General features: G+C 69.3%; 25 protein-coding genes and 1 riboswitch. Of the genes, 15 read left to right on the top strand and 10 right to left on the bottom strand.

The window, feature by feature from the left end:
• The first annotated feature begins 15 nt into the window (after positions 1-15).
• Positions 16-774 carry a PIG-L family deacetylase gene (locus ACZ7M2_RS23385; RefSeq protein WP_471596879.1) on the top strand — a complete coding sequence of 253 codons (759 nt, stop codon included), beginning with the start codon at positions 16-18 and terminating at the stop codon, positions 772-774.
• A gap of 214 nt (positions 775-988) precedes the next feature.
• Positions 989-2,368 carry a multicopper oxidase family protein gene (locus ACZ7M2_RS23380; RefSeq protein ID WP_471596878.1) on the top strand — a complete coding sequence of 460 codons (1,380 nt, stop codon included), beginning with the start codon at positions 989-991 and terminating at the stop codon, positions 2,366-2,368.
• Positions 2,369-2,407: 39 nt separating this feature from the next.
• On the opposite strand, the gene ACZ7M2_RS23375 is transcribed toward ACZ7M2_RS23380, so the two are convergent.
• From ACZ7M2_RS23375 to ACZ7M2_RS23365, 3 genes are read right to left on the bottom strand one after another with little or no spacing between them, the layout of a single operon-like run.
• On the bottom strand, positions 2,408-3,214 hold the full coding sequence (locus ACZ7M2_RS23375) for a thioesterase family protein (RefSeq protein ID WP_471596877.1): 807 nt from the start codon (positions 3,212-3,214) through the stop codon (positions 2,408-2,410).
• A gap of 46 nt (positions 3,215-3,260) precedes the next feature.
• The gene (locus ACZ7M2_RS23370; RefSeq protein WP_471596876.1) at positions 3,261-3,587 is read right to left on the bottom strand and encodes a branched-chain amino acid transporter permease; all 327 of its coding nucleotides are present in this window, start codon (positions 3,585-3,587) and stop codon (positions 3,261-3,263) included.
• Complete coding sequence (locus tag ACZ7M2_RS23365) at positions 3,580-4,347, bottom strand: AzlC family ABC transporter permease (RefSeq protein ID WP_352044998.1); 768 nt, start codon at positions 4,345-4,347, stop codon at positions 3,580-3,582. Before ACZ7M2_RS23365 ends, ACZ7M2_RS23370 begins: the two co-directional genes overlap by 8 nt.
• Before the next feature lie 79 nt (positions 4,348-4,426).
• Between ACZ7M2_RS23365 and ACZ7M2_RS23360 the strand changes: the two genes are divergently transcribed.
• Positions 4,427-4,864 (top strand): Lrp/AsnC family transcriptional regulator, encoded by a 438-nt coding sequence (locus ACZ7M2_RS23360; protein WP_471596875.1) that lies wholly within the window; start codon positions 4,427-4,429, stop codon positions 4,862-4,864.
• A gap of 87 nt (positions 4,865-4,951) precedes the next feature.
• Here ACZ7M2_RS23360 and ACZ7M2_RS23355 read toward each other — a convergent pair whose 3' ends face one another.
• Complete coding sequence (locus ACZ7M2_RS23355; RefSeq protein ID WP_471596874.1) at positions 4,952-5,932, bottom strand: NADPH:quinone reductase; 981 nt, start codon at positions 5,930-5,932, stop codon at positions 4,952-4,954.
• Positions 5,933-6,264: 332 nt separating this feature from the next.
• Here ACZ7M2_RS23355 and ACZ7M2_RS23350 point away from each other — a divergent pair, with 332 nt between their 5' ends.
• Positions 6,265-8,046, top strand: a complete 1,782-nt coding sequence (locus ACZ7M2_RS23350) for an FAD-binding dehydrogenase (protein ID WP_471596873.1) — start codon at positions 6,265-6,267, stop codon at positions 8,044-8,046.
• 262 nt (positions 8,047-8,308) lie between these two features.
• On the opposite strand, the gene ACZ7M2_RS23345 is transcribed toward ACZ7M2_RS23350, so the two are convergent.
• Genes ACZ7M2_RS23345 through ACZ7M2_RS23330 form a run of 4 tightly spaced genes read right to left on the bottom strand, consistent with a single transcriptional unit; the run spans position 8,309 to position 11,581 of the window.
• Positions 8,309-9,121, bottom strand: a complete 813-nt coding sequence (locus tag ACZ7M2_RS23345; RefSeq protein WP_471596872.1) for an energy-coupling factor ABC transporter ATP-binding protein — start codon at positions 9,119-9,121, stop codon at positions 8,309-8,311.
• Positions 9,121-9,990, bottom strand: coding sequence for an energy-coupling factor ABC transporter ATP-binding protein (locus ACZ7M2_RS23340; protein ID WP_471596871.1), 870 nt, complete (start codon positions 9,988-9,990; stop codon positions 9,121-9,123). Before ACZ7M2_RS23340 ends, ACZ7M2_RS23345 begins: the two co-directional genes overlap by 1 nt.
• Positions 9,987-10,763: an energy-coupling factor transporter transmembrane component T family protein gene (locus tag ACZ7M2_RS23335; protein WP_471596870.1), complete on the bottom strand. Its 777-nt coding sequence runs from the start codon at positions 10,761-10,763 to the stop codon at positions 9,987-9,989. The genes ACZ7M2_RS23340 and ACZ7M2_RS23335 overlap by 4 nt, the downstream gene beginning before the upstream one ends.
• Positions 10,764-10,768: 5 nt before the next feature.
• Complete coding sequence (locus tag ACZ7M2_RS23330) at positions 10,769-11,581, bottom strand: hypothetical protein (protein WP_075027958.1); 813 nt, start codon at positions 11,579-11,581, stop codon at positions 10,769-10,771.
• Between the two features lie 261 nt (positions 11,582-11,842).
• On the opposite strand from ACZ7M2_RS23330, the gene ACZ7M2_RS23325 reads away from it, so the two are divergent.
• The 7 genes from ACZ7M2_RS23325 to ACZ7M2_RS23295 are packed head-to-tail and all read left to right on the top strand — an operon-like array spanning position 11,843 to position 19,137.
• Complete coding sequence (locus ACZ7M2_RS23325; protein WP_471596869.1) at positions 11,843-12,835, top strand: thymidylate synthase; 993 nt, start codon at positions 11,843-11,845, stop codon at positions 12,833-12,835.
• Positions 12,836-12,854: 19 nt separating this feature from the next.
• Positions 12,855-14,705, top strand: coding sequence for a B12-binding domain-containing radical SAM protein (locus ACZ7M2_RS23320; RefSeq protein ID WP_471596868.1), 1,851 nt, complete (start codon positions 12,855-12,857; stop codon positions 14,703-14,705).
• Between the two features lie 33 nt (positions 14,706-14,738).
• Positions 14,739-15,422, top strand: coding sequence for an SAM-dependent methyltransferase (locus tag ACZ7M2_RS23315; protein ID WP_470048554.1), 684 nt, complete (start codon positions 14,739-14,741; stop codon positions 15,420-15,422).
• 5 nt (positions 15,423-15,427) lie between these two features.
• The gene (locus ACZ7M2_RS23310; RefSeq protein WP_471596867.1) at positions 15,428-16,243 is read left to right on the top strand and encodes an HAD family hydrolase; all 816 of its coding nucleotides are present in this window, start codon (positions 15,428-15,430) and stop codon (positions 16,241-16,243) included.
• Complete coding sequence (locus ACZ7M2_RS23305; RefSeq protein WP_351836774.1) at positions 16,231-16,767, top strand: P-loop NTPase family protein; 537 nt, start codon at positions 16,231-16,233, stop codon at positions 16,765-16,767. The genes ACZ7M2_RS23310 and ACZ7M2_RS23305 overlap by 13 nt, the downstream gene beginning before the upstream one ends.
• A 57-nt stretch (positions 16,768-16,824) precedes the next feature.
• A complete protein-coding gene (locus tag ACZ7M2_RS23300) occupies positions 16,825-18,000 on the top strand; it encodes a GNAT family N-acetyltransferase (protein ID WP_471596866.1) in 1,176 nt (391 codons plus the stop codon).
• 18 nt (positions 18,001-18,018) lie between these two features.
• Positions 18,019-19,137, top strand: coding sequence for a GNAT family N-acetyltransferase (locus tag ACZ7M2_RS23295; protein ID WP_471596865.1), 1,119 nt, complete (start codon positions 18,019-18,021; stop codon positions 19,135-19,137).
• Here the strand turns inward: ACZ7M2_RS23295 and ACZ7M2_RS23290 are convergent.
• The gene (locus tag ACZ7M2_RS23290; RefSeq protein ID WP_471596864.1) at positions 19,124-20,056 is read right to left on the bottom strand and encodes a phytanoyl-CoA dioxygenase family protein; all 933 of its coding nucleotides are present in this window, start codon (positions 20,054-20,056) and stop codon (positions 19,124-19,126) included. The two genes, ACZ7M2_RS23295 and ACZ7M2_RS23290, sit on opposite strands and share 14 nt — an antisense overlap.
• A 123-nt stretch (positions 20,057-20,179) precedes the next feature.
• Between ACZ7M2_RS23290 and ACZ7M2_RS23285 the strand changes: the two genes are divergently transcribed.
• The 3 genes from ACZ7M2_RS23285 to ACZ7M2_RS23275 all read left to right on the top strand — a co-directional run bounded on the left by ACZ7M2_RS23285 (position 20,180) and on the right by ACZ7M2_RS23275 (position 22,791).
• Positions 20,180-21,490 carry an MFS transporter gene (locus ACZ7M2_RS23285; protein ID WP_352045009.1) on the top strand — a complete coding sequence of 437 codons (1,311 nt, stop codon included), beginning with the start codon at positions 20,180-20,182 and terminating at the stop codon, positions 21,488-21,490.
• 119 nt (positions 21,491-21,609) lie between these two features.
• Positions 21,610-21,758: riboswitch (cobalamin riboswitch) on the top strand.
• A 35-nt stretch (positions 21,759-21,793) separates the two neighbouring features.
• Entirely contained in the window at positions 21,794-22,015 is a 222-nt protein-coding gene (locus ACZ7M2_RS23280) for a CbtB domain-containing protein (protein WP_054232543.1), read from the top strand.
• Positions 22,016-22,038: 23 nt separating this feature from the next.
• Positions 22,039-22,791 (top strand): CbtA family protein, encoded by a 753-nt coding sequence (locus tag ACZ7M2_RS23275; RefSeq protein ID WP_471596863.1) that lies wholly within the window; start codon positions 22,039-22,041, stop codon positions 22,789-22,791.
• Positions 22,792-22,918: 127 nt separating this feature from the next.
• On the opposite strand, the gene ACZ7M2_RS23270 is transcribed toward ACZ7M2_RS23275, so the two are convergent.
• Positions 22,919-23,317: a VOC family protein gene (locus ACZ7M2_RS23270; RefSeq protein WP_352045011.1), complete on the bottom strand. Its 399-nt coding sequence runs from the start codon at positions 23,315-23,317 to the stop codon at positions 22,919-22,921.
• A 95-nt stretch (positions 23,318-23,412) separates the two neighbouring features.
• On the opposite strand from ACZ7M2_RS23270, the gene ACZ7M2_RS23265 reads away from it, so the two are divergent.
• Positions 23,413-24,426, top strand: a complete 1,014-nt coding sequence (locus ACZ7M2_RS23265; RefSeq protein ID WP_471596862.1) for a helix-turn-helix transcriptional regulator — start codon at positions 23,413-23,415, stop codon at positions 24,424-24,426.
• The last annotated feature ends 23 nt before the right edge of the window (positions 24,427-24,449 follow it).

The raw sequence follows: 24,449 nt of genomic DNA, 5'->3' as shown, positions 1-24,449 counted from the left end.
GAAGGCGGTCCGTCCATGCCCGTGCCGAGCCTGCTCGCGGTTTTCGCGCACCCGGACGACGAGTCACTGTCGGCCGGCGGGGTGCTCGCCCGTCACGCAGCCGCGGGCGCGCGCACCGCGGTGGTGACGGCGACCTGGGCCGCGGACACCCCGCGCGCGGCGGAGTTGGCCGAGGCACTGCGGATCCTCGGCGCCGGCACACCGCGGATGCTCGGCTACGCAGATGCGCGTGTACCGCAGTCGGCCCCGGGCTGTGCGCGGCTCTGCGAGGCGCCGCTCGACGAGGCGGTGCGCCGGCTGGTGACGCACATCCGCGCATTCCGCCCGGACATCATGGTCACCCATGACGCCTACGGCGGGCTGCCCGGTCACCCGGACCACGTCCACACCCATCGGGTGACCATGCTCGCTGCCCAAGCGGCAGGGCTTGGGCAGCTCTACCCGGATGCCGGTGCCCCCTGGCAGCCGCGTGCCCTCTACCTGGCCACGCACCCGCACTCGGCCGTGCCGGCGCTGAGAGACGCGATCGGTGCGCGCAAGACGGTGTACAGCGTTCCGGACGAACAGGTCACCGCGACTGTCGATGTCGGCCCCTGGATGGAGCGGAAGATCGCCGCCGTACTGGCGCACCGCTCCGAGGTCGAGCGGGGAGCTCTGCCGGGGGTGATCGCCGGTCTTTCGCCGGAGGCACGGGAGCGGCTGTTCGCCACCGAGTGGTACATCCGCCACGCCCCCATGACCGCGGCCCCGGCCCAGACGGAGCTGACCGCCTGACCATGCGTCCCTGAGTCGAATCCAAGTTCACTGGGGGTCGTGGCCGATTTCGCCTGATTTCACCATGCATGATGACGGCTCACGGCCGCCCGTTTTCCCTCTGTGCCATGCATGGGAGTTCAGCTTGTCCGCACATGCCCGCCGCACCCGGACCGTCATCGGATCCGCACTTGCCGCACTCGCACTGGCCGCGGGGTGTACCACGCACACCGAGATGAGTGCACTCGAGCATCCGGAGGTGTCGACGGGTCCTCTGCAGACCGTGTCCCCGTCGCCGGCCCTCACCGCGCGGGCAACGCAGGATCTGCGCGACCCCGTGCAGATCGTGAGCAGGAACGGACTGCTCAGGACCAGGATCGTCGTCGAACGCAAGAAGGTGCGCCTGGCAGGCCGCGATCTGTGGGCCCTGACGTACAACGGGATGTACATGCCGCCCACGCTCCGTCTGAGGCCGGGGGACCGGATGGTGATCTCCTTCGAGAACAAGCTCGACCATCAGACGAATCTGCACGTCCATGGCATGCACGTCTCGCCCGCCGGCCATGCGGACAACGTCTTCCTCAAGGTCGAGCCAGGGAAGACCTTCACCTACGAGTACACCTTCCCCAAGAGCCTCGAGCCGGGTACGTACTGGTACCACCCCCACCCGCACACGCTCTCCACCTCCCAGACCGCCGGCGGCATGTCCGGCCTGATCGTGGTGGACGGCCTCGACACGTATCTGCCCGCGCCGCTCCGCGGGATCACAGAACACGCCGTCGCGCTCAAGGACTTCCAACTCGTGGGCGACCAGATCAAGACCTCGCATCTCAAGATCGGTGCACCCACGACACGCACCGTCAACGGGCAGCTCAACCCGCGGATCCGGATCAGGCCCGGCGAGACCCAGTTGTGGCGCCTCGCGAACATCGGGGCCAACATCTTCTACAAAGTGACGCTGCCGGGCACCAAGTTCCACATCGTCGCCCAGGACGGCTACCCGGTGAACAGGGTCTACTCCGTCGACTCCATGGTCATCCCGGCCGGTGCCCGCTACGACGTGCTCGTACAGGGCCCGAAGGCCGGCGAGTCGCAACTGCGGACCCTGCCGTACAACTCCGGCAAGGCCGGAAACCAGTTCCCCGAGGCGACACTGGCCACGGTCCGGTCCGAGGGTGAACCGATGCGACCCGCGGCCTTGCCCACAGCCTTCGCCCCGGTGGACGACCTGGCGAAGGAGGCCGTCGCGGCACGCAAGACGGTCATCTTCACGGAGAACAAGGCGGGCACGCTCTTCTACATCAACCACAAGCAGTTCGACCACAACCGCATCGACTTCCGGGCCAAGCTCAACACCGTCCAGGAGTGGACGATCAAGAACGACAGCGACGAGGTGCACTCGTTCCACATCCACACCAACGACTTCCAGGTGATGAGCATCAACGGCGAGCCGCAGGTCAACTACGGCTTGCGGGACACCGTCGACGTCCCTCCACGCGGAAACATGGTCGTCCGTATCCGGTTCCTCGACTTTCCGGGCAAGACGGTCCTGCACTGCCACATCCTCAACCATGAGGACGCGGGAATGATGGCGGTACTTCAGATCGACAAGTGACCGCCCCGCTTCCGAGCCACGAGCAGGCGGCGCCCGTGATCACTGGCCCGGTATGGGGCGGACGGTGAGGACCTGTTGTGCGTGTCCGACCGGGCCGTTGAGGTCGTGCAGGACGGTGCTGGTGAGGCCTTGGCCGGTGGGGCCGAAGGTGACCGTGGTGTCCAGGCCGGTCCAGTGGCCCTCGGGTTGGCGGTGGAGGTGGACCGTCAGGTCGACGTTGGGGTACATCCAGGCGGTGGGCGGCTGCCGTACGGCGATGCCGTTGGCGGTGTCGACGAGGGCGAGGTAGGACGCGAGCGTGCTGCTGGGCTCGTCGGCCACGAGGGCGTGGCGGGTGGAGATCCAGGCGGTCGTACGGCCCGTCCGGGGTGGTGCGACCGGGCGGACGTCCAGAGAGGCGATGTATCCGCCGGGCCACAGCGAGGCCATCGCCCACGGGGTGAGCGCCTGGGGAGGGGTGAGCCGGTCGTCGGGCCCTCCGGCGACGGCGGAGGTGTCGACGGTGGCGAGGAGCCAGGCACGGGCGCGGACCACGGGCCGGTCGGCGATGAGCACGACGGCTTCCAGCAACTCGATGGTGCGGCCCGGGCGGATGGTCTCCACCCGGATCTCGCACTCGTCGAGGGCGGGTCGGCCCAGGATGTCGTAGCTGATCCGGGACAGGACCAGGCCGGTGTCCGGCCGCCCGGCCAGATGACGGTCGACGGCGTGGACGACGAGGCCGCCGAGCGGGCTGAAGTGCTGTTCGTCGGGGTCCCAGGCTCCGCCCGCGTGGGCGGTCGGCTTGTAGCGGTGCTCGTCGATGCGCTCGTAGTAGCTGTCGGGGGCCGGGGTGCCGGTGTTCAACGGACGTTTCTCCTCGGGCGGCTCGCGGGGCTGATCACAGGGCTGATCACAGAGTATTGAGCAGGACGACGTAGACGGCGGTGCCGATGCCCACGCTCAGGATCGTGCGGCGGCCGAAGGCCAGGTGGACGCCGAGGGTGACGGCGACCGCGAGCAGCGCGTACCCCGTTCCGTGCGGGTCGCGTGTGATCGTGCCGTGCAGGGCCGTCACGGCGAGGATCGCGAGGATGCCGACCGGCATCCACACGGACAGTCGCCGCACCAACGCCGAGCCACGCAGGGTGCGCAGTACCGCGAACGGCAGGGCGCGCAGGGCGAAGGTGAGAGCGAAGACGATCGCCAGGACGGCGATGAGATACGAGGTGCTAGGCATCGGTGGTCTCCTGGGCGGGTCGGCGAGTGGTGAGCGTGTGGCGCACCAGGAGCAGGCCGACGAAGATCAGCAGCGCGGTGAACATGGCGAGGCCCGGGGTCAGTACGAGCGCGAGCGCGGCGCTCGCACCGGCGAGCAGGACGGAGGGGAGTTCGCTGCGGGAACGGAACGCGTCCAGGGTGAGCACGGTGAACAGGGCGCACAGGGCGAACTCCAGGCCCTTGACCGGCGCGGGCAGCGCGGCGCCGAGAGCGACCCCCACCAGACCGCCGCCGACCCAGTAGGTCTCGCAGGCGATCTGCATCGCCAGCAGCCGGGGCGCCGAGCGTTCCGCCTCGGGCAGGGAGGCGTTGACGGCGTATGCCTCGTCGATCATGGCGTAGACGGCGTAGGTCTTCGCGACGGGGTGCTTGACCAGGTGGAGGGGGAAGGAGAAGGCGTAGAAGACGTGCCGGAAGTTGACCACGAGGACGGTCAGCGCGACCGCGGCCAGTGGGGTGACGGTGGCCATCATGCCGACCAGCAGCAGCTCCAGGGAGCCGGCGAACGCGGCCAGGGACAGGGCGGGGGCGAGCCACCAGGGCAGGCCGGCCTGCATGATCAGCAGGCCGAGAGCGATCCCCAGGGGGAAGATCCCGAGGCCTGCGGAGAAGGAGTCGCGGACTCCCAGGGTGATCTGCCGGCGCCGCTCGGCGGGAGCCCGGGCCGCGAGCGGGGCGGCTTCCGGCAGGGCCGCGAGGGACGGAACGTCGTGGTGCATGTGTTTATCGTCCCGGAAAACGCGCGCCATGTGGTTGCGAAGATTGCGCGCTCGACGGTCTGGGGTGCAATCTTCTGACGTGGATACGATCGATCTGGCAATCATTGCCGAGCTGGAGCGGGACGGGCGGCTGACCAACGTCGAGCTGGCGCAGCGGGTCGGGCTCACGACGGGGCCCTGCCTGCGGCGCGTGCAGCGGCTGGAGGCCGACGGTGTCATCCGCGGTTACCGGGCCGTCATCGACCCCCTCGCGGTCGGCCGCTCCTTCGAGGTGCTCATCGACCTCAGCCTCGAAGCCCAGGACGCGGAGACGGTCGAACGCTTCGAGCAGACCATGGCGCAGGCCGAGGAGGTCATCGAGCTGAGGAGGCTGTTCGGCAGCCCGGACTACTTCGTGCGTGTGGCGGTCGCGGACCTGGCCGCCTACGAGACCTTCCTCAGCGGGCAGGTGATGACCATCCCGCGGATCAAGAACGTCACCTCACACTTCACTATGAAGGCGGTGAAGACGACCTGACGGCTCGGTGGCCGGCCGTCCCGTCAGCCGTCCCGTCAGCCGTCCCACCGGCCGCCCCGCGACGGTGGCCCGGTCGGTCGGGGACGGTCAGTGGGGGACGGTCACCAGCACCCTGCCCCGGCCGCCGGCGTCGACGCGGTCATGGGCTTGGGCGATGTCCTCCAGCGGGTAGCGGTCGCCGATGTCGACGGTGAGGGCGCCCACGGCAGCCGCGGCGGTGAGGTCGCGGGCCGCCTGGCGTCGGGCCGCGGCGGGGAAGTCGTCGCTGCCGATCAGCCGCAGGGTGACGTTGTTGAACAGCAGCGGCCAGAAGGGGATTTCGGTCCGGTCGGCGCGGGTGGCGTAGGCGGCGATGACCGCGTCCGTCGCGGCGACGGCGGTGTCCAGGTCGGCGTTGTCGGAGAGCGCCACTTCGATGATGCGGTCCACGCCCCGGGGCGTGTACGCGCGGATTGCCGCCGCCGGGTCCGCGGAGTCGAGGGCGACGGCGTGGGACACGATGGCCGGGTCGACGCGGTCCAGGTCGGCGCCGCGGCGGACGGTGGCGAGCACGGTGGCTCCGCCCCAGCGGGCGAGCTGAGCGGCCAGGGAGCCGACCCCGCCGAGCACTCCGTGCACCAGCACGGTCCTCCCGTCCACCGGCCCGTCGCTGAACACGGTCCGGTGCGCGGTGATCCCGGGAATGCCCAGGCTCGCGCCGAGTTCGTCGCCGAGGTGGTCGGGCAGGGGAACAGCCAGGTCCCCGGGTACGACGGTGTACTGGGCGGCGGTGCCGAAGGGCCGGTACGACTGGGCGCCGTAGACCCAGACCCGTTGTCCGACCCGGCGCGCGTCGACACCGTCCCCCACGACGTCGACCACCCCGGCGGCATCGCTGTGCGGAATCACCCGCGGATACGGCATCGACGAGCCGAGCCACCCGCGCCGCTTCTTCGTGTCCCCGGGATTCACCCCCGACACGGTGACACGGACCCGGACCTCACCGGGGCCGGGCTCGGGGTCGGGGAGTTCGCCGACCCCCAGCACGGCCGCGGCCGGGCCTTGTTCGTCGTACCAGGACGCAAGCATGTGGGACCTCCGTCGTCGCTCAGCTCGCGGGTTCTCCGAGCGTAGGGGGAGCGTTCTCGGTGCGCGCGGCGCCGGGCTCGGGGGCGTGCCCGGCGAGGACCTGGCGGAGCCAGTCGGGAGAGGAACGCCAGGACGGTGAGAGGCGGGTGAAGCCGGGCTGGGGGTAGGCCTGCGGCGGTCTGTTCTGGTGGTGGTCGCCACTTCGCTCACGCGGGCTCGGTTTCCCCGGGTGCTACCGGCGGTAACAACAGGGATGTCGCGGCACACCGTTGTATGTCCGGCGTACTTCCCGCACCTCCCGCACGTCCCGTACCTCTTCCGGAAGGCATCTCATGGAGAATTCGGCGTCCCCCACGGTGATCAGCAGACGAAGAGCCCTGACGGTGGCCGGCGGCGTGGTCGCCGGCGCCGCCCTCGCCGCGCAAGCGTTACCGGCGTTCGCGGCCGGGTCGGCGGACGCCGACGCGATCGTCGTCGGCGGTGGCCTCGCCGGTCTGGTCGCGACGGCCGAACTGGCCGCCGCGGGGCGCAAGGTGCTGCTCCTGGACCAGGAACCCGAGTCCAACCTGGGCGGTCAGGCGTTCTGGTCCTTCGGCGGTCTGTTCCTGATCGACTCCGACGAACAGCGGCTGATGGGAATCAAGGACTCCCGCGAACTGGCGTGGCAGGACTGGCTGGGTACGGCAGGCTTCGACCGCGGTGTCGACGACCCGGGCGGTCAGGACTACTGGGCCCACAAGTGGGCCGAGGCGTATGTGGACTTCGCCGAGGGTGAGAAGCGGTCCTGGCTCTACGGACTGGGGATCCGCTGGTTCCCGATCGTGGGCTGGGCCGAGCGCGGCGGCGGCCTCGCGGACGGACACGGCAACTCGGTGCCCCGCTTCCATGTCACCTGGGGTACCGGTCCGGCCGTGGTCGAGCCGTTCGAGAAGCAGGTGCGGGCCGCGGTCGCGAGCGGGAAGGTGACCTTCAAGTTCCGGCACCGCGTCGACGAGATCGTGCGCACCGGCGGTGTGGTGACGGGTGTGCGCGGCGCGGTCCTCGAACCCAGTACGGCGGCGCGCGGCAAGGCCAGTTCCCGCACGGTGGTGGGCGACTTCGAGCTCCGCGCTCCCGTCGTGATCGTCACCTCGGGCGGGATAGGGGCCAACCACGATCTGGTACGGCAGAACTGGCCGGCCCGGCTCGGCACCCCGCCCAAATTCATGGTCACCGGTGTGCCGGCGTATGTGGACGGGCGGATGCTGGGGATCACCGAGGCGGCGGGCGGCCGTATCGTCAACCCCGACCGGATGTGGCACTACACGGAGGGCCTCAGGAACTACGACCCGATCTGGGCCAACCACGGCATCCGTATCCTCCCGGGACCGTCGTCGATGTGGTTCGACGCGACCGGCAAGCGTTTCTCCGCCCCCGACATGCCCGGCTACCACACTCTGCACACCCTCAAGTCGATCACCGACAGCGGCTACGACTACTCCTGGTTCGTCACCACACAGAAGATCATCGCGAAGGAGTTCGCGCTCTCCGGTTCCGAGCAGAACCCGGACCTCACCAACAAGGACATCCTGATGCTTCTCTCGCGCATCTGGCAGACGCCGGAGCCGATCGAGAAGTTCAAGAAGAACGGTGTCGACTTCGTCGTCGGCTCCAGCCTCTCCGAACTCGTCACCGGGATGAACAAGCTGACCGGCGACGGCCTGATCCAACTGGCCGACCTCCAGCGGCAGATCGAGGCGCGGGACCGGGAGATCGACAACCCGTACACGAAGGACGTTCAGGTGATGGGTATCCGCAACGCGCTGGCCTACACGGGGGATTCACTCAGCCGCACCGCCGCGATCCACAAGATCCTGGACCCCAGTGCGGGACCGTTGATCGCAGTGCGGCTCAACATCCTCACCCGCAAGACCCTGGGCGGCCTGCAGACCGATCTCTCCGGCCGCGTTCTGGACGCCTCCGGCGCCCCGGTTCCCGGTCTGTACGCGGCCGGTGAGGTCGCGGGATTCGGCGGCGGAGGAGTGCACGGCTACCGCTCTCTGGAAGGCACCTTCCTCGGCGGCTGCCTGTTCTCCGGACGCCAGGCAGGACGCGCGGCGGCCGCGGCGATCTGAGCCGCACGGTCGGCCGCACACCGACCTCCCGAAGCGCGCGACCGCTCTCCACCTCCCGGCGACTCAGCGACCGTGCCCGGGGCATCGCGCTCCCGTCACGGCCGCTGAGTTCCGGTCGGTGGCGGCGCGGGTCGCCTCCCGCCGAACGGCGGGTGCGCAGACGGTCGTCAGGGCTCCGCCGGAACGGAATGTGCCGTGCACACAGCCGAGTCCGGCGGCGCGGCCGCGAGCGTGGCGAAGAACGCCGACGGCGCCCGCGACGTCACCGAGCCGCGGCGTGGTCGGTCAGCTGGTCCAGGAAGCTGTCGACCGTGGCCACGGGGGTCGGCCAGCCGAGTCGTCGGCCGAGCCGGGCCATCTGGGGCTGTTCGAAGGCGGACATGGACGGACTCCTGGCTCCCTCCAGCCAGCGCTCCACAGGACCGTCCCACCGCACGCGGCCTTCGGACAGGACGACGACCCGGTCGAAGTTCTCCGCGCAGAAGTCCGTGTCATGGGTGATGGCCAGGATCGTCCTTCCCCGCTCGTGCAGGTCTGCGATGAGTTCTTCGAGCAGGACGACGGAGCGGTGGTCCTGGCCGGTGGTGGGCTCGTCCAGGACGATGATCGGGGTGTCCATCGCGAGGACCGAGGCGAAGGCGACCCGTTTGCGCTCGCCGAACGACAGATGCCGGGGATGGCTGTTCGCCTCCCCGGTCAGACCGGTCACCTGCAGTGCCCACTGCGTGAGGGCGGTCCGACGGTCGGCGGGGAAGCCGAGGTTGCGAGGGCCGAAGCCGACTTCCTTGGCCACCGTGGCGGCGTGCAGCTGGTCGTCCGGGTTCTGGAACACGAAGCCCACGCTGCGGGCCAGTTCGGCGATCTCGAGCCCGGCGGCATCGCGACCGTCCACCGTGACCGTCCCCGACGTGGGGCGGGCGATGCCGATCAGGTGCCGGGCCAGCGTGCTCTTGCCCGCCCCGTTGGGGCCCACGATCGCCACACGTTCGCCGGCCCTGACGGTCAGCGAGACGTCCGCGAGCGCGGTCGTTCCGTTCGGATAGCGATGGGAGAGGGAGTCGACGCGCAGCACCATCACATGCCTCCGGCGGTTCTCGTGCTCTTGAGCGAGGCGGTGAATCCTTCCGTGGCCGCCTCCAGGGTCACCGGCAGCGCGCGGTCCGACTCCCACAGGCCGCGCCCGGCGGCGCGGCGTGCGGCCGTGGTGTAGCGCAGCGGGGCCACTCCCCACTCCGCGAGCCGGGGGTCGGTGAGGACATCGGTCGGCGGCCCGTCCGCGGCGGTGCGCCCCTCGTTCAGGATCAGGACGCGGTCCGCGCACCGGGCCAGCCGCTCCAGCCGGTGCTCGAACAGGATGACGGTGACGCCCTGCGCCCGCAGGGTCTCCAGCGCCTCGAACACCACGCCGGTCGCCACCGCGTCGAGCTGTGAGGTCGGTTCGTCGAGCACCATGACGGCCGGCTTCATCACCAACGCCGATCCGATGGCCAGAAGTTGCTGCTGCCCACCGGAGATTTCGTACGGGGAGAGGTCGGCCAGGGCGGTGAGCCCCAGGTCGGCCATGACGCGATCGACGCGTCGGATCATCTCGGCCCGCTCGACGCCGAGGTTCTCCAGGCCGAAGGCGAGCTCCTCGCGCAGCGAGAACCGTGCTCCCGACAGCTGGTTGAACGGATTCTGCATGACCAGGCCGACTTCGCCGACGAGTTCGGACGGCTGCGTCTCCGCCAACAGCTGCCCACCCACCCGTGCCGATCCCGTGGTCTCGCCGCCGGTCATCTGCGGGACGACGCCGCTGATGACTCCCGCGAGGGTGGTCTTGCCCGCGCCGTCGGCGCCGGCCACGGCACAGAACTGGCCACGCGGCACAACGAGATCGATGTTCTGGAGGGCAGGTCGGGAGCCGGTCGGATAGGTGAGGGAGAAGTCCCTGAATTCGATCACCGGAGCACTCCGAGTACGTTGGTGACGACGGCGGTGAGGGCGCACAGTCCCATGACGGTCCGGGCGACCCGCTGTGCCGCGGTGTCCGGCACCTCGGTCAGATACGTGGGGCGGCGGGTGGTGCCGAAACCCCGGGTCTCCATGGCCACCGCGCGGTCCCCCACTTCTGTGAGGGCGCCGAGGATCAGCGGCCCGGCCATCGGAACCAGGGCCCGGACCCGGCCGCCCAGCCCCGTGACCGGCAGGCCGCGCGCCTGCTGGGCGTGCATGATGCCCTGGGCCCGGGTGGTGAGGGCGGGCGCGATCTGCAGGGCGGCCGAGACGACATAGACAGTCTTCGGCGACATGCCGCGCTGTGTCATCGCGCTCATCAGCGCGCCGGGTTGCGTGGTGAGGAGAAGCAGGAAGAATCCCCCCATGAGCGCCAGAAGACGCAGTGCGGTCTGCGTGGCAAAAACCAGGCCCTCATATTTCAATTCCAGGGGGCCGATTTCAGCCACCACTCGGTGAGTGTCCGGATAAAAAAAGCCCTGAATCAGGTAAACCGTGAGCGCGACGGGCACCCACAGGGCAAGAAGCATGGGCACGAATTTACGAAGGGTTCCTGAAATTATCACCATGGGAAGTACCGTGGCGCAGAAGAGCAGCAGCGGCCACCAGGTCATGGTGAGGGCGAATGCGGATACGGTGACGGTGACCGCGAAGGTCAGCTTGGTGAGCGGATTCAGCCGGTGCACGGGCGAGTCGTCGGTCGCGTGCGGGGATATGTCCATGCGGGTCACGTCCTTCTCGGCATCAGGCGGTGAACCGCCAGTACCCGATGCTGCTGCACAAAGGGGAAACGGTGCACATAGCCGGAGGGCAGGCCTGCCAGCAGGGTCAGGGCCAGTGCGACGGTCAGCGCTTTGTCCAGGGGGTCCGCGACCAGCCCTTGCAGGCTGGCGGCCTTCAGCATGCTGTTTCCGTAGGCCTGGAACGTCGCGATGACGGCAGACTGCCCCACCGTGCCGCCGGCGTTGCCGAAGACGAAGGCGGTGATGGGGGCGGAGACGATGCCGGCGGCCACGCCGATCACACCTCCCGCGAGCAGGGCGGTCGGCAGGCGCCGGAACCAGCCGGCCCGCGCCAGGGTTCCCGCGATGAAGCCGATCAGGGCGGCGGTCACCGCGTAGGGCAGAGCTCCGGGAGTGATGGTCATACCGACGACGATGCTGGCCAGAGCCCCGGTGGCGGCGCCCGCTGCCGGTCCGGCCAGGACGCCGACGAGCACGGTGCCGATCGAGTCGAGCTGGAGCGGCAGGCCGCTGAAGTAGACGATCTTTCCCATCACGATGTTGATGGTGATCGCCACCGGCAGCAGGGCCACGGTCGTCGTCGGCAGCCCTGCCACCGCGCCGGAGACGATCAGCATCGCCCCGAGCGTGTAACCGCACAGGGCGAGGAGGGCGGCCGGACCGCCCACGCCGCCGTGCACGGAATCGGGTTTGGCTGAAATCAACCCCCCGTAAGTGATGGCGACGATTACCGCGCCGATCCCGATGCGCCAGCGTGGAGAGAGGCGCCAAGGGTTTAACAAAATCCGGCCTGTCACTTGATCTGCCACCCCCGTGTGTGGGCAGGCCCCATTGGCCGCCGGTCATCATGCAGAGACCGAGTCGTCGGTGTCAACACCGACTCGCCTCTGCCCGACTGGGACGTATTTCCCTTCGTCAGGGAATTGAAAACGTCATTGACAAACGAAGATCTCCAACGCTCTACTCGATTGAAACCGAGCTCGCCACGGATGTCGCTTTGTCCGTTTTGAAGGCAGGTGGCGAGTTTTTCGTCTATCACCAGAAACGGGGAAGATGTCATGGCCAACTACCAGTCGTTTGCGGATTCCTACACGGCCGGGCTGCGCGACGTACTCGCGGACGGCAATGACGTGGACTCGGTGCGCGATCCGCTCTCCAAGGCCTCGGGTTTCGGCCAGAACGACCGCCCGTACCGCGAACTCCTGGCCTATCAGACCCGTATCGCCGACCCGACCTCCTGTCTCGCGGTCACCCCGCACCTTCCGGTCAATCTCTCCTACTGCTTCGGTCTGCTCGCCTGGTCCCTGGACGGCCGCAACGACGTCGACACCCCGGCGTACTACCGCCGCGGCGCCCATGAGTACTCGGACGACCAGCACACGCTGAGTGGTGCTTTCGGCCATCGGCTGCTGACCTCCAGGGGGAACCAGTTGGAGGAAGTGGTCGGCCGAATCGAGCGCGACCCCGCCCACCGGCGTGCCTTCGCCCTGGTGTTGCAGCCCGAGGACAATTTCCGCCAGTCGCGGGAGTACCCGTGCGCCGTGGGCGTCCACCTCTTCCTCCGGGACGGCGCGCTCACCTGGATCACCGTCATGCGAGCCCAGCAGGCGCTGACGGTCCTGCCGTACGACGCCTTCCTCTTCATGGGGATGCAGCAGTACGCGGCTTCGCTGCTGAACGTCCCGAGCGGCCCGTACATACACCAGTCGGGCACCTTCCACTTCTACGAGAACGAGGTGGAGCTGGCCCGGAAGGTCACCGAAGCGCCGGTGGAGGCCGTGGCGCTGCCCGCGTTCCCGGGCACCCCGGACGGCGGCCGGGAGGCCGCGCGCGAACTCGTCGACTTCGAGCGGCGGCTTCGGCTCGCGGCACAGTCGGGAGATGTCTCCATCGTGGACGAGATCGCCACGCACAAGGCGAACACCGAGTTCGCCGACGTGGCCCGGGCCTGCCTGGCCACCCACGCCTACCGCAAGCTGGGCGACACCACCTCGCTCGTGACCAGCCCGGCGTCGAACGGTGGCGTCGCGAACCTCATCGCCGCGATCTGATCGCGCCGGGGAATCACACGTGAGGACAACGATTCGTACCCCGCTGAAGCCCCACCGTCCGGACGCGGCGGCATCAGACGGGAAAGTGACGGAACTCGTCGTCCGGCGGCGCCGGTTGTTCACGGCGCACCCGGGCGAGGCCCGGTTCACCTATCCGGTCATGGCGGCACTGGTCCCGGTGGCGACCAGCAGGGGCGGGGAGGTCGCCTATCCAGGTGATCCGATGTGCCTGTACTCGGCGCTGACCCTCACCATCCAACGCTCGGTTGCCCGCCTGAGTGCGGGGCTGCCCGAGGAGCCGTCCCTCGACGACGTCTGCCCCGACTGGGGGCAGTGCCCGGACGACGACTACCGCCGCACGGCGAACGGGCCGCGGACCACGCTGATCGCCGACAGCCCGACCACCGACGGCCACGTCTTCGACCCCCGCATCTGGGACGAGGTGGCCCAGGAGCGGTTCATCGCCGAGCTCCGCGCGCTCCAGCCCAAGGTCCTCCTGCTCAGCGCGGTGTCGGCGGCGCACCGGTACGCCCTGGAGATGGCCGAGCTGGCCAAGGTCCACGCGCCCCACTGCGTCGTCGTCCTCGGCGGCCGGCACGCCGACGAAACGATGAAGTACCGCGACGCCGACGGCACGGCGGACTTCTCCTGGAGCAGCACCGTGGAGGTCGTCCGCGACGGCCGCGCGGCTCAGGTCGTCGACTTCGTGGTCGCCGGTGACGGCGCACCCCTGCTCGACCTGCTGCTGCGCGCCCTCTCACTGACGGTCACGCCCGGCTTCGGTCCGACCGACAACGCGGCGGTGCTCGACGCCCTTCCGCTGGTCGCCGACGCTGAGCCAATGCTCCGCGGTTCGGGCACGATCGTGGGCTTATGCCCCGGTGAGGCGGTGGTGGTACCGGTGCGGGGCGAGCGACTCGGCTCGGCCGAACTCCCGTCGCCGTACGAGGCGTTCTCCATCCGCGCGCGCTTCGGCGTCTTCACCGAGGCGGGCAGCCACTCCCTCGGCAGCCGTACGGCGCACATGATGACGCTGGACTCCTGCCCGTTCAAATGCACCTTCTGCTCGGAGAGCATCCAGGTCTCCCAGCGGCCCACCCGCTTCGCGGTGAGCGAGACCGAGCACGTGGCACAGCGCGTCCGCCGGCTCATGGACTGGGGCGCGGAAGCCGTGTTCTTCGACGACCCGGTGTTCTGGGGCGGGAACTGGAAGGCGATCACCGAGTTCTGCCAGGACCTGCTGCGCCAGGGCACGGACCTGCCCGGGGGCACCCGCCTGGAGTGGGGCGGACAGCTCACCGTCGACGTGGTGCTCAACCGCGCCAAGGCCGACGAGGTGCACGCCGCGCTCGAACTGATGCGCCGCAGTGGCTGCACCTACATCTACATCGGCATCGAGAGCATGGCCGAGAGCGTGATGGCCCACGTGGGCAAGAACCTGCTGCGCCGCAACCCCGAGGCCTGGGTGGGCAAGGTGCGCGAGGCACTCGCGATCATCCGGGGCCACGGCATCCGGGTCGGCAGCTCGGTCCTCTTCGGTCTGGACGGCGAGAGCCGGGAGACCATCGAGGAGACGATCGAGCAGATCGGCCGGCTGATCGACGACGAACTGCTCGTCATGGCCAGCCCCAACATCCTCACCTACCATCCGGGTACGGCGATCACCGCCGCGCACGGCCAGGACCGACTGGACTATCACTCGCGCAAGGACAACAGGCCTCCGTACACGTACTTCGAGGAGGCCTATCCGGAAGTCGTCTCCCAACTGCTCACCGAGGACGACATCTGGTACATCCACAAGTCCGCGGCCGAGCGCTGGGGCACCGTCCGCAACAGCGCGGCCGAGCCACTGACCGAGGCGGCCAGATGACCACCGGCACCGACAACAGCCTTGGGAGGGCGCGTGCTTGACGTCGATCGCAAGAGTTACTGGGGCGACTACTACTCCTACTTCCCCGCCCTGGCCCGCTACATCCCGCTCGGCGAATACGCCCGGCGCGTCCAGCCGCGCGCCTGCGTCCTGGGCGTCTCCGACGGCAAGTTCGCCCTGCCGCTGCTGCGTGCGGGCTGGCAGGTCGTCGGCGTGGAGAGCGACGACCTCTTCCTCAACGGCGGTGAACTGGACCTCGTCGACGGCCACCACGACGTCGTGGGCCTGCGCCAACGGCTTGCCGCCGAGGGCCTGGAGGACCGGTGCACCGTGGTGGAGCAGGACTACATGACCCTGCCTGCCGAGGGCGACTTCCAACTGGTGCTGGGCAGCGGCCTGTGGTCGATGCCGCCCAACCGGGCCCACACGATGGAAGCCCTCGTCCACCACGCGATGGACATGGTCGCTCCGGGCGGACTCTTCTTCGGCGAGTACCTGATCGGGCTCAACGACGACGAGCGGCAGTGCGGCTACTACCCGACCGCCACGGAGATGGAGCGGATCGTCACCCGGCCCGGCTGGGAGCTGTTCGAGAACGCCGACCTGGGCATCCGCGGCGAGAGCCACCTGGGCTACGAGCAGTGGCACTACCACCGGTACGCGGCCGCCATCGCCCACCGCATGCCGCCGCCCCGTGAGCCCGCTCGGGAGAAGTGACCTTCGTGACCGGAACGCATCTCAGCGGCTGTCCCCGCATCCGGGGGGACAGCCGCCCGGCTGTCGTGGTCACCGATCTCGACGGCACACTGCTGCTGTCCGACGGCAGCGTGAGCGAGCGCGCGGTGGCGGCCCTGCGCGCGGTCGCCGCACACGGGACCCGCGTCGTCTTCGCGACGGCCCGCCCGGCCTGGTCCGCCCGCGGGCTGCTGTCCGCCGCGTCCGGTCTGGGCGCCTTCCTGGTGTCGTCGAACGGCGCCGTCGTCAGCGACCTGGACGGCGGGGGCGTACGACGGATCCGGGCGATGACACCCGCCACCGTCCGCGCCGAGATCGCGACGCTGGGGGAGCGCCCCTGGGCCGTGGACCGGGAGCACGACCGACTGCTCGGCCCCGGCTGGCCCGACATCCTCGCGAGCGGTGCCGGGACGGCCCTGCGCGTCGGTGACGTCCCGGACGGCTCGCCGGTGCTGTGCCTGATGGTGCACATCGATTCCGCCGCTCCGCCTCCGGCACCCGGGGCGCGGGGGGCGGTGCGGTGGACCTCCTCGGGGCCGGGCCTGCTGGAGGTGTCGGCCCCGGAGGCGGACAAGGTGTCCGCGGTCGCCTCGGTCCTCGCCGGCCTCGGCATCGGCTGGGAGCGGGTCGTCGCCTTCGGTGACGCGCCCAACGACGCGGGGCTGCTCGCCGCCGCGGGCCTCGGCGTGGCCGTCGCGAACGCGAGCGCGGACGTGCGCGAGGCCGCCGACGCCCTCACCGCGTGCAATGACGACGACGGCGTGGCCGCCTGGTTGGAGGGAATGTGTCTGTGCCACGTGTGAAGACCCTTGCGGAGGCCCGCCGGGTGTGGATCGTGGGAGGTCCCGGCTGCGGCAAGTCGACCCTCGCCCGCGCCCTCGCCGAACGGCGTGGCATCCCGCCCGTCACACTCGACGCCCTCTTCTGGGGACCGGCCTGGACACCGGTGCCCACGGAGGTCTTCCTCGCCGGTGTCGAACGGGAACTGACGGCCGACACCTGGGTCGTCGACGGTCAGTTCGCCGCGAGCGTCGAGGCGTTCGCCGACCGCGCCGACTGCGTGGTGTGGACGGATCCGCCACTGCGTGTCACCTGGCCGCGCCTGCTGCGCCGTACCGTACGGCGCTGGATACGCCGTGAGGAACTCTGGGGCGGTGTCCGGGAAACGTTCTGGACCGTCGTCGGCCCCCGGTCCATCCTCTGGTACGCCGTGCAGGTCCGCAACTCCCAACGGCTCGCCAACCAGAGGCTGTTCGACGAGCTCAGCGGCACCGGCATCCTGCTCCTGCACACGCGCGACAGCGATGTGCGATCTCTGCTGGAATGAACCCCGGCACCGTTTCCCCCTACACTCATCCGATCCACCCTTTCTGGAGTTTCCCCCATGCACGTCTCCTCGTACGACTCCGTTGACCAGCTGCCGGCGGCGGAATGGGATGCTCTGGAGATCGGCGGAACGATCTACTCCAGCAGCGGCTTCGCCGGCGTACGCGCGGAGGAGTTGCCGCCCGGAGCCGCCGCCCGCTATCTGCTGGCGCGCGACGCGCAGGGAACGCCGGTCGCGGCAGCCGAGGCGTACGCGTTCACCCGTCCGCCGCACCTGCTCTACACCCCCGCCGACCTGCTCGCCGGTCTGATCGACGACGAGCGGCATGCCCAACTCGCCGCCCGGCCCATGGTGTTCGGCGCGGGATGGTCGGAGTTCCGCGGCCAACTGCCGGGCCGCGAGGGAGTGACGGCACAGGAGCGCACGCAGGCGGTGCGGGCGCTCACCACGCGGACCCTCGACTTCGCCCGAACCACCGAAGCGGACGTCCTCGGGTACTACTACCTGCCCCGGGCGGAGGCGCTGGAGGTCGCCGAGGCCCATGCCGAGGACGGGGCGGTGCTCCTCTATCACGACGTGGAGACGGTCCTTCCCGTCGGCCTGTGGCAGAACCTGGACGACTACTTCGCCTGGCTGCCCTCCGGCCGGCGGCCCCGGGCCCGGCGGGAGAGAAGGGACTTCGGCCGCAGCGGGCGGACCATCCGCGAGGTCTCCCTCCCCGAGGTCGTCAAGGAGATCGCCCCGCTCAACAGCGCGCTGATGCGCAAGCACGGACACGCCTACGGCGAGGAGCGCGCGGCAGCGGTGTACGACCGCCAGGGCCGCCACCTCGGCGACCGCAGCACGCTCCTCCTGGACGAGGACGCCGGGCAGCCCATCGGATTCGCGCTGCGATACCGGCACGGCGACACGCTGTACGCGCGCGTGGCTGGTTTCGACTACTCGGTGCCCAACGTGGCCGACTATTTCAACCTGGTCTTCTACCACCCCATCGAGTCGGGCGCCGGTCGCACCGTGCGGGCGATCCACCTCGGTCTTGGCACCTTCCAGGCAAAGCTGGCGCGCGGCGCCCAGCCGCATCCCCTGTACAGCGTGTTCGTGGGAGTGGACCGGCCGTTGGCGGCGGACGAGAGAGAGGTCCGTGAACGCAACCGGGCCGAGGCGGAGGCGTTCGGCGCCGAGTACGGCCAGTACGTGGTGGGTGGGTTGAACACCGACGACTGGCTGCTGTGAGCAAGGGGAGGAAGACACATGCCTGATGTGAGGCACTTCGAGACGATCGACGACATCGACCGGGAGGCCTGGGACGCGCTCGCGCCGGGCAGTCGCTTCTACCAGAGCCATGCCTGGCTGCGGGGGCAGGAGCGGCCCGAGTTCGCCACCCCGGGTTACCTCACGGTCGAGGCCGACGGCCAACTCCTCGCCGGGACGCCGTACTACGACTTCCCGGCAGAGAACGCACCGCCCCTGCCGGACGTGGCCGAGGGCCACGCCGTGCTCAGACTTGGTACCCGTACCGGCTACCACAACGAGTTTCTGCTGCCGAAGGACCCCGGAACGGCAGGGGAGGCACTTGACGCCCTGGTCGCCGGTGCCGCCGAGAGGGCCGCGGCGCTCGGCTGCGACGCGCTGCTCTTCGACTTCCTCACCACCGACAGTCTGCGGCTGCTCGCGGGCCGGTTCGGGGTGCGGGCGCAGTTGCGCGCCGCCGAGGCCGTGGTGCACAACGACGGCGGCACCTTCGAGTCCTACCGTGAGCTGCTCGGCCGCAACGTCCGCAAGCGCGAGTACGAGATCCGGCGCTTCACGGACTCCGGGCTGCACGTGGAGACGGCCCCGCTGTCCGCGTGCGTCGACGAGTTCGCGCCACTGGTCGGCCAGACCATGGACCGGTACAACGCCTCCCTCGACCTGGCGGAGATCCACACGTTCCTCACCGTCCAGGCGAACTGCCTGGACGACCTGAGCACCGTGTTCCGCTGCGTCGACGAGAAGGGGGAACTGGTCGGCGCCAGCCTGTGCTTCGCCTGGCGGGACACCTTCTACGCCCGGGTGGCCGGCTTCGACTACGAGCAGACGCGCAACGCCTACGAATACTTCAATGCCGTCTACTACGAACCGCTCCGCCACATGGAACGCAACGCGATGACCACGCTCCACCTCGGGCCCTCCGCCCTGAAGGCGAAGGTTCACCGGGGATCCTCGCTACACCCCCTGTGGGCGGCCGTCGTTCCCCTGCCGGCCACCGCGCCCGCTGGACTGCGACGGGACACGGTGGCGGACCAGGCTCTCGCTGACGCGGTCCGTGAGGAGGCGGGCGCCGGCATGAGCGAGGAGGAGTGGGACCTGACCCGATTCACTTCCCTGTGAGGGAGGCCTCCGGGCCGTCGGGCTCGCGGACGGGCCACAGCACCGGGCAGAACTCCGGGTCGGAGTAGTCCGGTTGACCGGCGGGAGTCCTGCGGACCAGGAAGTCGTGTTTGTAGGGCTCCTGACGGCCGTCGGACAGGGTGTGGTCGCGGTAGGCGTTCGTCCCGTCCTGGAGATGGAACGAGATGGCCCGGCGCGGCCGCGGACTGCGGTTGGCGCCGCTGCCGTGGTAGAGAAGGCAGTGGTGGAAGGTCATGTGTCCCTTGGGAATGTGCACCGGAACCTTCTCGGCCACGGCGCCGTTTCGCTCCGCGTCTCCGTTCAGGAGATAGTCGCGCCCCACGTCCCGTGGATCACCGACCGGCCGGGCGGCGCCGTGCCGCTGCCGCCAGCGATGGCTTCCGTTCACCATGGTGATCGTGCCCGACTCCTCGGTGCAGTCGTGGAACGGAATGAAGGCGGTGAGCATTTCGTCCGACGAGCAGGTGGGCCAGAAATACTTGTCGAAGTGCCAGGAGACAATGTTCGACTTCTCCTCGGCGATGGGTGGCTTGTAGATCAGCGTGGCCTGGAAGACACGTATTCCAGGCGTCTGCGCCAAGCGGGCGGCCACCGCCCCGACGATGGGTTTCCTCAGGATTTTCCTCATCGTTTCGTCTTGGTAGTGGATGTAGTCGTTGTTGCGTTGGACATCTCCGTCGGCGGGGGTCCAGTCGGCCAGCCGGTCCGGCCGTGTCGGAAGTTCCCGATCGCGCTGACCTGCGTAGTAGCGCTCGCTCGCGTCGGTCAGGGCGTCCACTTCGGCGTCGGTGAGCAGCTTCTCGGACAAATACCAGCCACGCTCCGAATAAAGCCGGACATCTTCCTCGGACGGGAGCAGTTCGACTTCCTCGGCGGTAAGTCCTGAATGGTCGTACATTCCGCGACTCCTGTTACCGTGAATGGGGTGCAACAGCGACATCCACTCGCACGCTAGCGGACCACGGTGCGCCATGCTAGCGTTGCCGTGATTTTTTTCATGAAGACTTGACCGGGGGTTGCGGTGGCCATATTCGACAAGGATATTCGAATCCTGATCGCGGACAACAAAGACTTCCGCAACATCTGGCTCGGAGAAACGTCGGCGCATTTCGGCGGACAGCTGACCAGTTTTCTCCTACCCTTGATCGCGGTCACCTACCTCCATGCCGACGGCACGGGCGTGGGACTCGTCTCGGCGGTGCAGTTCGTCCCCGTCGTGGTGCTCTCGCTGATCGCCGGGGTCATGGTCGACCGGTATCCGCCGCGCCGCACCCTCGTCACCGCGAGTGTCGCCCAGGGTGCCGCGCTTGCGGTGCTCGCCGCGTTCCAGGCGGCCGACGGGCTGAACTTCGGCCAACTTGTTGTCGCCGCCGCCGTGATCGGTGTCGCCACCGTCTTCTATGAAGTCGCCTACCAGTCCACGCTGCCCAGGCTCCTGCCGCTGAACTCCATCGCCGCGGCCAACGGCCTGCACCAGGCGACGTATTCGGTCAGCACCCTCGCCGGTCCCGCCGCGGCCGGCTTCCTCGTCGGCCAGTTGGGGGTGTCACCGACCCTGACGGTGGCCGCCGCGTGCGCCGCCGGTGCCGCCGTGAGCGGTCTGCTGCTGCGGGGTGTCAAGGCCCCCGAACAGCCACGTGAGTCGGCGCTGAAGGCGATCGGCTCCGGGCTCCGCTACACGTGGTCCTTGCGCCCGATCCGGGACCTGTGTGTTCAGGCCGGCCTGTCGAACCTGCACGAGAAGGCCTTTCTGACCGTCTTCCTGGTGTTTGCCGTGCGTGATCTCGACATGAGCGGCACCGTCGTGGGCGTGATCACCGGCATCGGCAGTGTGGGGGCCCTGATCGGTTCGCTCTGCGCCACCCGGCTCACTCAACGGTGGGCCGTCGGCGGTGTGCTGGCCCTGGGTGCGGTGCTGGCCGCGGTGGGTCTGCTGCTCGTACCCGCCGTCAGCCAGGTCGGCGGGTACGTCGCCGTGCTCGCGTCGGTCGCCATGATGGTGAACGGCTTCGGTGTCGCCCTGTTCAACGTGTTCGCCGTCAGCCTGCGACAGGCCATTCCGCCGGAGCACCAGATCGGCGCGGTGACCGCGAGTTACCGCCTTGTCGCCCTGGGAACGCTGCCCTTGGGAGCCCTCGTCGGCGGTGCCCTGGCCGACGCCCTGTCACCCGGCACGGCGCTGTGGGCCGTCGGGATCTCCTACCTCGTCGTCTCCTTCTGGCTCACGTTCTCCCCTCTCCGCGGGGCTCGCACGCTGGAGGAGGCACAGAAGCTCGGTCGTACGACGGACACGCCCGAGTCCCAGGACGCGGACCGGTCCCCTTCGGTCTGAGAGCGAGGCCGGGGCCCGAACTCAGCTGGGTTCCGCCACCACTGACCCCCTGTTCGCAGGGGACCGGCCACCGGGTGCGAGAGGAAGATCACGCCAGGTGGCGCGGTCTTGGCCCCGCACCCGACACGCGGTACGGTCGGTGCGATATCGATGACGGCAAGACGGAAGCCGGTGGGAAACCGGCACGGTCGCGCCACTGTGAACGAGAGGCTCCAGCCCGCTGGAACCCCTTGTGAGTCAGACCCGTAGCCGTCGTCCAGTGCACCACCGAGATGGGACGCGAACTCCCGAGGAGGTCCTGCCATGGCGCAGACCGTCGCCCAGCCGACAACCACCACCCCCGTCGTTCCCGCGAAGCTGCCGCTCAAGGCGATTGCTCCGTGGGCGGTCTTCTTCGGCATTCTGATGCTCGTCCTGCTGTACTTCGTCGGTGCCGAACAGGGCGCCACCTCCGTCGTTTCCGGCTCGGACGTCCACGAGTGGGTACACGACGCCCGCCACCTTCTCGGCTTCCCCTGCCACTGACCGAGGGGACCCGCAGCACTGCCATGAACTCCGCAACGGTAAGAAATCTGCTCGTGCGGGGCATGCTGGCCGGCCTCGGTGCCGGCCTGCTCGCCCTGGTTGCCGCCTACTTCCTCGGTGAGCCGAACGTCGACAGCGCGATCAGCTTCGAGGAAGCCCACTCCCACGAGCACGAGATGGAGATCGTCTCCCGCTCTCTGCAGTCCACCGCCGGTCTCGCCACCGGCGTCCTGGTCTACGGCGTCGCCTTCGGCGGTATCGCCGCGCTCGCCTTCGCCTTCGCGCTCGGCCGCGTCGGCCGCTTCAGCCCGCGGGCGACCGCACTGCTGCTGTCCGGCTGCGCGTTGATGGCCGTGTACGTCGTGCCGTTCCTGAAGTACCCGGCCAACCCGCCGTCGGTCGGCAACCCCGACACCATCGGCAAGCGGACCACCCTGTACTTCCTGATGATGGTGCTCAGCGTGCTCCTCGCGATCGCCGCCACCATCCTGGGCAAGCGGCTGGCACCCAGGATCGGCACCTGGTACGCCACCGTTGGCGCGGTGGCCGCTTTCGCCGTCGTGATCGGTCTGGCGTACGCGTTCCTGCCGGTCATCAACGAGGTGCCGAAGGACTTCCCGGCCGCCCTGCTGTGGCGGTTCCGTCTCTCCGCACTGGCCATCCAGACCGTCCTGTGGGGCGGATTCGGCCTGGTATTCGGCGAGTTGGCCGAGCGGTTGCTGAATCCCAAGCCGGTGAAGGCCGCCGCGAGCGGACGGGTCGCCGTCCCCAGCTGACACGACCCACCACACGAGTCAGGCCCCCGGAACCATCCGGGGGCCTCTCGCGTTCTCCGCGGTCTCGTAAGTCCCCTGCCGTCGGGGCGTGTTCCGTGGACGTTGGAAGTGGTCGCCCTCGGCGCGGTCAGGAAGCGAACTTCCTGACGGCGTCAGGGCTGACGGGGGTGAAGAAGTTGACGAGGTTGCCGTCGGGGTCGCGGAACAGCAGCGAACGGTTCCCCCAAGGCATGGTGGTGGGCTTGTTGACGAAGTCCTCCACGAAGCCGGTCAGGTTCTCGTACACGCCGTCCACGTCGTCGACGAGGAACTCGATGATCACGGAACGGTTGTCGGACGGACGGGCGGCGTCAGGCGCGAACAGCGGCACGGTGCGGACGCCGGCGATCGCGAGAGTGGCCGACGCCGTCCTGAGCTCGGCGAAGTCCTGGTGGGACCAGCTCGCCCGGGTGCCGGTCGCGCGCTCGTAGAAGTCGACGAGGCGTGCGACATCGCCCGTGATGACGCGGATCGAGACGAGGTTCACGATGATCTCCAGTGCGTTCGGTGGGATGCGTACGCACGGAGACTAGGAGGGATAGCGGACACATTCCGCCCGGTATTGCGGGCACACTTCTGAACATGCCCAGGCCCACAGCTCGCGTGCTGACCCTGCTGGAACTCCTGCAGTCGGGCGGCACCAGGACAGCCGCCGAACTCGCCGAGCGGCTAGACGTCGACGAACGCACCGTGCGCCGGTACGTGGACCACCTGGTCGACCTCGACGTGCCCGTCGAATCGGTGCGCGGCCGCTACGGCGGGTACCGGCTCGCCCCCGGACACCGCATGCCTCCGCTCATGCTCGGCGACGACGAAGCGCTGGCCGTGCTGCTCGGCCTGATCGCCGGTCGCCGAGCCGGGCTGCCGACGACCACGGGCACCGCCCAGGAGACGGCCACGGCCAAGATCCGGCGGGTCCTGCCCAAGCGCCTCGCCCGACGACTCGACGCCGTGCTCGACTCCCTCGCCTTCACCGCTCCGCCCGATGAGACAGCCGCACCGCAGAGCGCGGTCCTGCTCTCGATCGCCGACGCGATCCGCCATCGCCGGCCGATCTCGATCCGGTACACCGCCGCAGACGGCCGGCACAGCGCCCGCACGGTGCACCCGTACGGGCTCGTCGTCCACTCGGGCCGGTGGTACGTAACCGGTGCGGAGCCCGAGAGCGGTGAGGACCGCACGTTCCGGCTCGACCGCATCGCGGACGCGAGGTCCCTGCCCGGCTCCTTCGAGCCGCCCGCGGGAGTCGATCCGGCGCGACGCGTTCTGTCGGGGTTCGCCGAGGCCCCGTACCGGCACGAAGTGATCCTGAGGATCCGGGGGACGGCCGAGCAGATCCGTGTCCGGCTTCCGGCGAGCCTCGCGATCGTCGAGGAGCAGCGGGCAGCGGGCCGTGCGGACGGTGATGGCGAGCTCTGGTCGCGTGTCCGGTTGCGTGTGGAACGGCTCGACTGGTTGCCTCCGGTGCTCGCGTCGCTCGATCTGCCCTTCGTCATCGAGCGACCTGACGAGCTCCGCGATCTCGTCGTCGCGCTCGCCGACCGGCTGGTGAACTCCGCCCGGTGGCGCCCGCCCGACGTACGACCGGTGCCGTGAGCCCACCGCCACCACCGCCATGG

The sequence above is a fragment of the Streptomyces sp. NPDC111507 genome, assembly GCF_055638955.1.
Note: the sequence above shows the minus strand (reverse complement) of the source record. Positions and strands in the feature narration are given on the sequence as shown.

Coding starts and splice junctions, on each gene's coding strand:
- ACZ7M2_RS23385 (WP_471596879.1), top strand. CDS start 16: ATGCCCGTGCCGAGCCTGCTCGCGGTTTTCGCGCACCCGGACGACGAG.
- ACZ7M2_RS23380 (WP_471596878.1), top strand. CDS start 989: ATGAGTGCACTCGAGCATCCGGAGGTGTCGACGGGTCCTCTGCAGACC.
- ACZ7M2_RS23370 (WP_471596876.1), bottom strand. CDS start 3,587: ATGCCTAGCACCTCGTATCTCATCGCCGTCCTGGCGATCGTCTTCGCT.
- ACZ7M2_RS23365 (WP_352044998.1), bottom strand. CDS start 4,347: ATGCACCACGACGTTCCGTCCCTCGCGGCCCTGCCGGAAGCCGCCCCG.
- ACZ7M2_RS23355 (WP_471596874.1), bottom strand. CDS start 5,932: ATGCTTGCGTCCTGGTACGACGAACAAGGCCCGGCCGCGGCCGTGCTG.
- ACZ7M2_RS23350 (WP_471596873.1), top strand. CDS start 6,265: ATGGAGAATTCGGCGTCCCCCACGGTGATCAGCAGACGAAGAGCCCTG.
- ACZ7M2_RS23345 (WP_471596872.1), bottom strand. CDS start 9,121: ATGGTGCTGCGCGTCGACTCCCTCTCCCATCGCTATCCGAACGGAACG.
- ACZ7M2_RS23335 (WP_471596870.1), bottom strand. CDS start 10,763: ATGGACATATCCCCGCACGCGACCGACGACTCGCCCGTGCACCGGCTG.
- ACZ7M2_RS23325 (WP_471596869.1), top strand. CDS start 11,843: ATGGCCAACTACCAGTCGTTTGCGGATTCCTACACGGCCGGGCTGCGC.
- ACZ7M2_RS23300 (WP_471596866.1), top strand. CDS start 16,825: ATGCACGTCTCCTCGTACGACTCCGTTGACCAGCTGCCGGCGGCGGAA.
- ACZ7M2_RS23295 (WP_471596865.1), top strand. CDS start 18,019: ATGCCTGATGTGAGGCACTTCGAGACGATCGACGACATCGACCGGGAG.
- ACZ7M2_RS23290 (WP_471596864.1), bottom strand. CDS start 20,056: ATGTACGACCATTCAGGACTTACCGCCGAGGAAGTCGAACTGCTCCCG.
- ACZ7M2_RS23280 (WP_054232543.1), top strand. CDS start 21,794: ATGGCGCAGACCGTCGCCCAGCCGACAACCACCACCCCCGTCGTTCCC.
- ACZ7M2_RS23275 (WP_471596863.1), top strand. CDS start 22,039: ATGAACTCCGCAACGGTAAGAAATCTGCTCGTGCGGGGCATGCTGGCC.
- ACZ7M2_RS23265 (WP_471596862.1), top strand. CDS start 23,413: ATGCCCAGGCCCACAGCTCGCGTGCTGACCCTGCTGGAACTCCTGCAG.